The sequence below is a fragment of the Sphingosinicella sp. genome, from assembly GCF_052388015.1.
Taxonomy (GTDB): domain Bacteria; phylum Pseudomonadota; class Alphaproteobacteria; order Sphingomonadales; family Sphingomonadaceae; genus Allosphingosinicella.
In genome coordinates, this window is the sequence record NZ_JBQTIN010000092.1 from 1 (window position 1) to 8,088 (window position 8,088).

Annotated in this window: 10 protein-coding genes; 3 read left to right on the top strand and 7 right to left on the bottom strand. The window is 67.3% G+C overall.

Annotated features, from left to right (window positions below; all coding sequences use genetic code 11):
* The 3 genes from ACT4N3_RS07525 to ACT4N3_RS07535 all read right to left on the bottom strand — a co-directional run.
* Positions 1–550, bottom strand: a 550-nt coding sequence (locus ACT4N3_RS07525) for an FAD-dependent oxidoreductase (RefSeq protein WP_444854597.1), incomplete at its 3' end; no start/stop codon positions are given.
* A 51-nt stretch (positions 551–601) separates the two neighbouring features.
* Complete coding sequence (gene mnmE, locus ACT4N3_RS07530) at positions 602–1,867, bottom strand: tRNA uridine-5-carboxymethylaminomethyl(34) synthesis GTPase MnmE (protein ID WP_444854606.1); 1,266 nt, start codon at positions 1,865–1,867, stop codon at positions 602–604.
* Positions 1,868–1,875: 8 nt separating this feature from the next.
* Positions 1,876–2,112 (bottom strand): DUF6489 family protein, encoded by a 237-nt coding sequence (locus ACT4N3_RS07535; RefSeq protein ID WP_444854598.1) that lies wholly within the window; start codon positions 2,110–2,112, stop codon positions 1,876–1,878.
* Between the two features lie 76 nt (positions 2,113–2,188).
* Here ACT4N3_RS07535 and ACT4N3_RS07540 point away from each other — a divergent pair, with 76 nt between their 5' ends.
* Both ACT4N3_RS07540 and ACT4N3_RS07545 read left to right on the top strand, forming a co-directional pair.
* Positions 2,189–2,878, top strand: coding sequence for a dienelactone hydrolase family protein (locus ACT4N3_RS07540; RefSeq protein WP_444854599.1), 690 nt, complete (start codon positions 2,189–2,191; stop codon positions 2,876–2,878).
* A 32-nt stretch (positions 2,879–2,910) separates the two neighbouring features.
* Positions 2,911–3,264, top strand: a complete 354-nt coding sequence (locus tag ACT4N3_RS07545; RefSeq protein ID WP_444854600.1) for a hypothetical protein — start codon at positions 2,911–2,913, stop codon at positions 3,262–3,264.
* Here ACT4N3_RS07545 and ACT4N3_RS07550 read toward each other — a convergent pair.
* The 4 genes from ACT4N3_RS07550 to hemE all read right to left on the bottom strand — a co-directional run bounded on the left by ACT4N3_RS07550 (position 3,261) and on the right by hemE (position 6,844).
* Positions 3,261–3,929 (bottom strand): TerC family protein, encoded by a 669-nt coding sequence (locus ACT4N3_RS07550; protein WP_444854601.1) that lies wholly within the window; start codon positions 3,927–3,929, stop codon positions 3,261–3,263. The two genes, ACT4N3_RS07545 and ACT4N3_RS07550, sit on opposite strands and share 4 nt — an antisense overlap.
* Positions 3,930–3,952: 23 nt before the next feature.
* Entirely contained in the window at positions 3,953–5,209 is a 1,257-nt protein-coding gene (gene rho / locus ACT4N3_RS07555; protein WP_444854602.1) for a transcription termination factor Rho, read from the bottom strand.
* 148 nt (positions 5,210–5,357) lie between these two features.
* Complete coding sequence (locus tag ACT4N3_RS07560; RefSeq protein ID WP_444854603.1) at positions 5,358–5,819, bottom strand: CopD family protein; 462 nt, start codon at positions 5,817–5,819, stop codon at positions 5,358–5,360.
* A complete protein-coding gene (hemE, locus tag ACT4N3_RS07565; protein WP_444854604.1) occupies positions 5,816–6,844 on the bottom strand; it encodes a uroporphyrinogen decarboxylase in 1,029 nt (342 codons plus the stop codon). Before hemE ends, ACT4N3_RS07560 begins: the two co-directional genes overlap by 4 nt.
* Before the next feature lie 334 nt (positions 6,845–7,178).
* Between hemE and ACT4N3_RS07570 the strand changes: the two genes are divergently transcribed.
* The gene (locus ACT4N3_RS07570; RefSeq protein WP_444854605.1) at positions 7,179–7,997 is read left to right on the top strand and encodes a pyruvate, water dikinase regulatory protein; all 819 of its coding nucleotides are present in this window, start codon (positions 7,179–7,181) and stop codon (positions 7,995–7,997) included.
* Positions 7,998–8,088: the final 91 nt, after the last annotated feature.

The following is an 8,088-nucleotide window of genomic DNA, read 5'->3' on the forward strand; positions in this document are numbered from 1 at the left end:
GCTGGTGGGCCATCTCCGTCGCGGCGCGCTCGCCGATTCGGCCCCCCGCCTCGCTGCGCATGCCGAAATGCAGCTTGCCGCCAAGAAAGGTGCCGGTGGCCAGCACCACGGACCGCGCCGCCAGCAGCTCGCCGCCAGCCAGCCTCACGCCGATCGCGCGCCGCCCCTCGAGCCGCAGCGCGGCCGCTTCGCCCGCGACGATCTCAAGCCCCACCTGCGCCGCGACCGCCTGCCGGATCGCCTCCCGAAACAGCTTCCGGTCGGCCTGGACGCGCGGCCCGCGCACCGCAGCGCCCTTGCTGGCGTTGAGCATCCGATAATGGATCGCCGCCGCATCCGCCGCCACACCGATCAGCCCGTCGAAGGCATCGACCTCGCGGACGAGATGACCCTTGCCCAAGCCGCCGATCGCCGGGTTGCAGGACATCGCGCCGATCTGCGCCGGATCGAAGGTGACGAGCGCCACCTGCGCGCCGAGACGCGCGGACGCGGCTGCGGCCTCGACGCCGGCATGGCCGCCGCCCACAACGATGACATCATAGTCGCGCATGGCGGCCATCTAGGCCGTCGCGGCACTGGCCGGAAGATGTTTCACGTGAAACTACTTGCCGATGCAAAATCGGCCGAACAGCGCATCGAGCATGTCCTCGACGCCCGCCCGGCCGGTGATCCGGTCCAGCGCCAGGCGGGCGCGCCGCAAGGCCTCCGAGGCGATCAACGGATCGCTCGCGCCAACGTCCTCAAGCGCGGCCACCACCTCTGCCAAGGCCTGTCGGTGACGCGCGTTGAGCGCCACTTCTCCTTCCGAAACAAGGAGTTGCGCGGAGCGCGCGAGCAGCAGCCGGGTCAGTTGATCGAGGCCTTGCCCGGTCAGCGCCGAGACGGCGACGTCCGCTTCCGGCGGCGCGGCCGCGATGTCCGCCTTGGGATGGACCAGCAGCGCGCCCGCGGGCTTCTGCTCCGCCGGGCCAAGCCAGAGCAGAATATCCGCCGCCTCGGCCGAGAGCCGCGCGCGACCGACGCCGATCGCTTCGATCGTATCGCCGGTCGCGCGCAAGCCGGCTGTATCGACCAGCAGCAGCGCCACGCCGCCGATCGCGACCGGTGCCTCGATCAGGTCGCGCGTGGTGCCCGGAACTGCCGTCACGATCGCCGCGTCGCGCCCAACTAACGCATTGAACAAGCTGGATTTACCGGCATTCGGCGGACCAGCGATGACAACCCGGACGCCGTCCTTGAGGCGCTCGGCGGGCGGCCGCGCGAGCCAGCCGGCGATCTCGGTGCGAAGCTGGGCAAGCTCCGCCTCGAAACCGGCAAGCGGATCGCCGACATCGCCCTCGTCGGCAAAATCGAGTGCCGCCTCGACCCGGGCCGCCAGCGCCAGCACCCGCTCCCGCCACGCCTCGACCTGGCGGCTGAGTGCCCCGCCGGCCAAAGCCAGCGCCGCGCGGCGCTGCGCCTCGGTCTCGGCCGCGACGAGATCGGCGAGCCCTTCCGCCTCGGCGAGATCGATCCGGCCATTTTCGAACGCGCGCCGGGTGAATTCGCCCGGAGCGGCCTCGCGCAGACCCGGCAGGCCGGCAAGCGCGTCGCGCACCGCCGCGACGATCGCCCGGCCGCCATGCAGATGAAACTCGGCGACATCCTCACCCGTCGCACTCGCCGGACCGGGAAAGAAAAGAATGAGCGCACGGTCGAGCGTCTCGCTTTCACGGCGCAAGGTGCGCAGCGTCGCTCGCCGCGGCGGCGGCAGCGGGCCGGCGAGCGCCTCGAGCGCGCGCCGCGCGGCCGGCCCCGAAATCCGCACGACAGCGACCCCGGCTGGCGGTGCGCCCGAGGAGAGCGCGAAGATCGTGTCGGGTGGCAGTCGGTCGCTCAGGGCGTGGTCTTCCCGCCCATTTGGCCGAGCATCTGCCGCCACATCGCCATCCCCGCCTCGTTCATCGGCCCCCACGCCTTCATGGCGTCGCCGAACATTTCCGCGTTCGCCCCGTCGGTCACATAGGATTTCATCTTCTCGACATAGGCCGCGTGGACCGGGCTCAAATCCGGCAGGCCGAGGAAGCGGCGCGCCTCCTCCGGCGTGCAATCGACATCGACGGTGAATTTCATGGCTGCCCCTCCAGGCCAAATTGCCGGCCGGGCGGCTCTATGGCTATAAGTCGGCCCTTCGCAAGGGGAGCCGCCGATGATCGAGATCCAGACCCTCGCCCGCGACGGCGCCTTCCCCGCCTATCGCGCCGATCCGCAAGGCAGCCCCCACGCCGCGATCATCGTCATCCAGGAGATTTTCGGGGTCAATCGCGGCGTCCGCAACCGCTGCGACCGCTGGGCGGCATTGGGCTATCTCGCCATCGCGCCCGATTTGTTCTGGCGGCTGGAGCCGAGCGTCGAGCTCGATCCCGACGTACCGGAGCAGTTCCAGCAAGCGCTCGTATTGCTGCAGCGCTTCGATCAGGAGCAGGGGGTCAAGGACATCGAGGCGACGATCCGCTTCGCCCGCGGCGAGGCCAGCGGCGGCAAGGTCGGCGCGGTCGGCTATTGCCTCGGCGGCCGGCTTGCCTTCATGGCCGCGACGCGCACCGACGTGAACGCCAGCGTCGGCTATTATGGCGTCGGCCTCGAAGGACTGCTCGGGGAGAAGCACGCCATTGCCCATCCGCTGATGCTGCACATCGCCTGCGACGATCATTTCGTCACCTCCGACAAGCAGGCGCTGATTCATGCCGGGCTGGACGGTCATCCGAAGGTCACCATCGACGATTATCCCGGCGTCGATCACGGCTTCGCCTCGGACGAGGGCCAGCGCCGCGACGCCGAAGCGGCGAATCTGGCCGACTCCCGCACCGAGGCCTTCTTCGCGGAGCATCTCGCCTGAGCGATACACCCGAGCCCGATTATCTCGCTGCTTTGGGCCGCGCCGTCTGGGCGTTCGCGGCGCTGGAGGCGGTCGCGATCCGCCTGTGCGAACGGCTCCAGCCCGGCAGCCTCGATCTGCTCGAGGAGCGCACCGCCGGCCGCGTCGCCGACAAATTGCTGTCGCTCACCCTCAAGGAGGATTCGCCCAAGGCGGCGCGCATTGCCGCCGCCCGCCGCTTCCAGGCGCTGGTCAGGAGCCGCAACAATCTGCTCCATTCCAAGCCCGGCCTCGCGCGGGAATATCCGCGGCTGCTGCGCGACGGCGACGCCTGGTCGCAGGCCGAGATCGAAGCGATCGCCGCCGCGTTCCAGGACTGCGCGGCCTTGCTGGAAACCGAGGACTAGGCGAACAGGGTCGAAATGCCGATGTGCGGGTCGATATAGCCGTCGTAGATCATCGATCCCGCCACCCAGAGGATCACGGCGAGGCCGACCCAGGCGATCCAGCGGTAGCGCTCGATATATTGGGCGATGATGTTGGCGGCGATACCCATCAAAGCGACGGCGAAGATCAGGCCGATGATCAGGATTCCCGGATGCTCGCGCGCAGCGCCGGCGACGGCGAGGACGTTGTCGAGGCTCATCGAGACATCGGCGATCGCCACCGCCCAGGCGGCCGCGGCGAAGCTCTTGGCGGGCCGAAGGCCGGAGGCCTCGTTGCCCGGAGTGTCCGGGTCATCGCGCGTCGCGACCAGCTCGCGGTACATCCTCCACGCCACCCAGAGCAGCAGCAGGCCGCCGGCGAAGATCAGGCCCACGACCTGCATCAGCTGGGTGACGACGAGCGCGAAGCCGATGCGGAGCACCAGCGCCGCGATGATGCCGATCAGGATCACTTTCTTGCGCTGATCGGCCGGAAGTCCGGCGGCGAGCGCGCCGATCACGATCGCATTGTCGCCGGCCAGCACGATATCGATCATGAGCACCTGGCCGAAAGCGAGCCAGGCCGAGGCCGAGCCGCTGAACAGCGTGCTGATGTCGTTGACGATATGCGTCCAGATGTCCGGCATCGCGCTCTAACCCCCCGACGCGCTTATTGGTTCATCGAGGCGAAGAAGTCCTCGTTGGTCTTGCTGTCCTTCATCTTGTCGAGAAGGAACTGCATCGCGTCAACGGTGCCCATCTGCATGAGGATGCGGCGCAGCACCCACATCTTCGAAAGCGTGCCCTGCTCGACCAGCAGCTCCTCCTTGCGGGTGCCGGACTTGCCGACGTCGAGCGCCGGGAAGATGCGCTTGTCGGAGACCTTGCGGTCGAGCACGATCTCGGAATTGCCGGTGCCCTTGAACTCCTCGAAGATCACCTCGTCCATCTTGGAGCCGGTGTCGATCAGCGCGGTGGCGATGATCGAGAGCGAGCCGCCCTCCTCAATGTTGCGCGCCGCGCCGAAGAAGCGCTTCGGCCGTTGCAGCGCATTGGCGTCGACGCCGCCGGTCAGCACCTTGCCCGAGCTCGGCACCACCGTGTTGTAGGCGCGCCCCAGGCGGGTGATCGAATCGAGCAGGATGACGACATCCTTCTTGTGCTCGACGAGGCGCTTGGCCTTCTCGATCACCATCTCGGCGACCTGGACGTGGCGCTGCGCGGGCTCGTCGAAGGTCGAGGAGATGACCTCGCCCTTCACGCTGCGCTGCATGTCGGTCACCTCCTCGGGCCGCTCGTCGACGAGCAGGACCAGCAGGAAGACCTCGGGGTGGTTGTCGGTGATCGCCCTGGCGATGTTCTGGAGCAGCACCGTCTTGCCGGTGCGGGGCGGCGAAACGATCAAAGCGCGCTGGCCCTTGCCCTGCGGCGAGATGATGTCGATCACCCGCGCCGAGCGGTCCTTGATCGTCGGGTCGGCGCTGTCGAGGGTCAGCTTCTCGTCCGGGTAGAGCGGGGTCAGATTGTCGAAATTGACCCGATGGCGGACCGCCTCGGGATCGTCGAAATTGACCAAAGTGACGCGCATCAGGCTGAAATAGCGCTCGCCGTCCTTCGGCCCGCGGATCTCGCCCTCGATCGTGTCGCCGGTGCGCAGGCCGAAGCGGCGGACGATATTGGGCGCGACATAGATGTCGTCCGGACCGGCGAGATAATTGGCGTCGGCCGAGCGCAGGAAGCCGAAGCCGTCCTGCAGCACCTCGATCGTGCCGCCGCCCATGATCTCGTCGCCATTTTCGGCGCGGACCTTGAGGATCGAGAACATCAGCTCCTGCTTGCGCAGGGTTGACGCGCCCTCGACGCCCATCTCTTCCGCCAGCGCCACCAGCTCGGCCGGGGTTTTCTGTTTGAGTTCCTTGAGATTCATATCTTTTCTCGGGGTGGATACGGACTCCGGGCGGGAACGTCCGTTGAATGGGGAATGAGGTGGCGGCGGAATCCCCCGCACGAGGAACGGCGGGGGCAACGACTGATCCGGGCCGTTATGCCCCGGGCCGGGTCAAGTCAAGCAACGCTCAGCTATAGGCCCGGCCGACCACCACCAGGGTGACGATGAAGATGACGGCGATGCCCGGAATTTCGTTCATCAGCCGCAGCGTGCGTCCGTCGATGCGCGGCCCGCCCGCCGCCAGCCTTTTGCCGTAGCCTACCAACCAGCCCTGATAAGCGGACAGGGCCAGCACGAGCACCAGCTTCCCCTGGAACCAGCCATGGGCCCAGGCGCTCGTCACATAGGCAAGGGCAAGACCAAACAGCCAGACCAGGCCAATCGCCGGCGTGAGGATGATCCGGCGCAGCTTGCGTTCCCGCTCGATCCACCTTTTCTCCTCGTCCGATCCCTCAGGGGCTTCCTGATGGTAGACGTAGAAACGCGGCAGCATGAACAGCCCCGCGATCCAGAAGATCACGAAGATGATATGGCCCGCCTTCAGCCAGGCATAGGTCATGGCAAGCGCCCAGTTGAGGGCATCGATCATCCCCCGCGCACCAGGCCAAGCAGGCGCTCGACATGGGCGATCGGCGTTTCCTTGACGATGCCGTGGCCCAGGTTGAAGATGTGCGGCCTCCCCGCGAACCCAGATAGGATGCGCCCCACCGCCTTTTCAAGCGCCTCGCCGCCGGCGAGCAAGGCGAGCGGATCGAGATTGCCCTGGATGACGATGTCCGCCGGCAATTCGCGCGCCGCTTTGGCGGGATCGACCGTCTCATCGAGCCCGACCGCATCGACCCCGGTCTCGCGGGCATAGGCCGCAAGCTTGCCGCCAGCGCCCTTGGGAAAGCCGATCACCGGCACGTCCGGATGGCGCGCCTTCAGCGCCGCTGCGATTCGCGCGGTCGGCGCGATCACCCAGCGCTCGAAGGGATCGGGCGCGAGGCTTCCGGCCCAGCTGTCGAACAATTGCACCGCTTCGACGCCGGCCCGGATCTGGCCGGAGAGATAGTCGATCGTCGCCGCCTCGATCGCCGCGATGATCGCGCCGAATCCGGCTGGATCTTCATAAGCGTAGCGCCGCGCTTCGGCCTGCTCGCGGCTGCCTTGGCCGGCGATCATATAGGTGGCAACGGTCCACGGGCTGCCGGCGAAGCCCAGGAAGGTCGTTTCGGCGGGGAGCGCCGCCTTCACGTTCTCCACAGTGCGATAGATCGGCGCGAACCGTTCCGGCGCCGGCGTCAAAGCGTCGAGCCCTGCCGCCATCAGTGGCGGCGACAGCCGCGGCCCTTCGCCGGCGGTGAAGGCCAGGTCCTGGCCGAGCGCCCAGGGAACGATCAGGATATCCGAAAACAGGATTGCGCCGTCGAAGCCGAAACGGCGGATCGGCTGCAGCGTGATCTCGGCCGCGGCCTCGGGATCGGTCGCGAGCGCGAGGAAGCCGCCCTTCTCGGCGCGCAAGGCGCGATACTCCGGCAGATAGCGACCGGCCTGACGCATCAGCCAGATCGGTTTTCTCTCCGTTTTTCCGCCATTTAGCACGGCGAGCAGGGGCTTGGTCAATTCACCCATGGCCCGGACGGCGTCCCCCTTCTCTCTTTTCATATGTTTAGAATCTAGATTCTGGAGTTGTTGGTAGGCGGCGGCGAAGCGGGGTTTATGGGCTTGCCCCGATTTTTCCAACAGCTTGACGGCGATGCGACTCGGGCAATCGCTCGGAGTCGCGCGGATCGTCCCCACGATTCACAGTCGGTGCATGGCTTTCGTCCACCGTGCGCGCGGTTGTGGACGGATCGGCGATTGATGTGGGCGAATCCCGTCCTTGCCCGCGCACCCAGGCTTCGCCTAGCGATGTCCCCATGGTTTTCCACAGCGGCATTTTAGTCTCCGCGCCCGCCGGCCGGGCATGACCCAGCTCCATCTGCACCTGCTTTCCGATTCCACCGGCGAGACGCTGGACATGGTCGCCAATGCCTGTCTTGCCCAGTTCGACACGATCGAGGCGATCCGCCACCCTTGGCCGATGGTCCGCTCGGAAGGCCATCTCGACCGGGTGCTGGACGATGTCGAGCGGCGGCCGGGCCTGGTCCTCTACACCCTGGTCAACCCGACGATCCGCAAGGAGCTGGAGCGCAGGTGCCGGCAGCGCAAGATCCATGCAGTGCCGGTGCTCGATCCGGTGCTCGACGCGCTGGCGGCGGTGAGCGGTCAGGCGGCGAAGGGCCGCGCCGGCCGCCAGCACGCGCTCGATGCCGCCTATTTCGCCCGGGTCGACGCGATCCAGTTCACCATCGCCCACGACGACGGCGTCGGCGCCGAGAATTGGGAGGAGGCGGACATCGTCCTGGTCGGCGTCTCGCGCACCTCGAAGACGCCGACCAGCATCTATCTTGCCAATCGCGGCTACAAAGTGGCCAACGTGCCCCTGGTGCCGCAATCGCCGCCGCCGGCCAGCCTTTATGGCCTGAAGCACCCGCTGATCGTCGGCCTCACGACCAATCCCGAGCGGCTGATCCAGATCCGCCGCAACCGCCTCCTGTCGCTCAACCAGACGCCGGCGACCGATTATGTTGACGAGGAGGCCGTGAATGCGGAACTGGCCTTCGCGCGGCGGATGTTCGCCGACAAGGGCTGGCCGGTGATCGACGTCACCCGTCGCTCGATCGAGGAAAGCGCGCTGGCGATCGCCCAGCTGCACACGGCGCGGCTGGAAGGCACGGCGTGAGGCTGCTGCTGGCGTCAAAAAGCGAGGCGCGGCGGCGGATGCTGACCAATGCCGGCGTGCCGTTCGAGGCCGTTGATGCGCCGCTGGACGA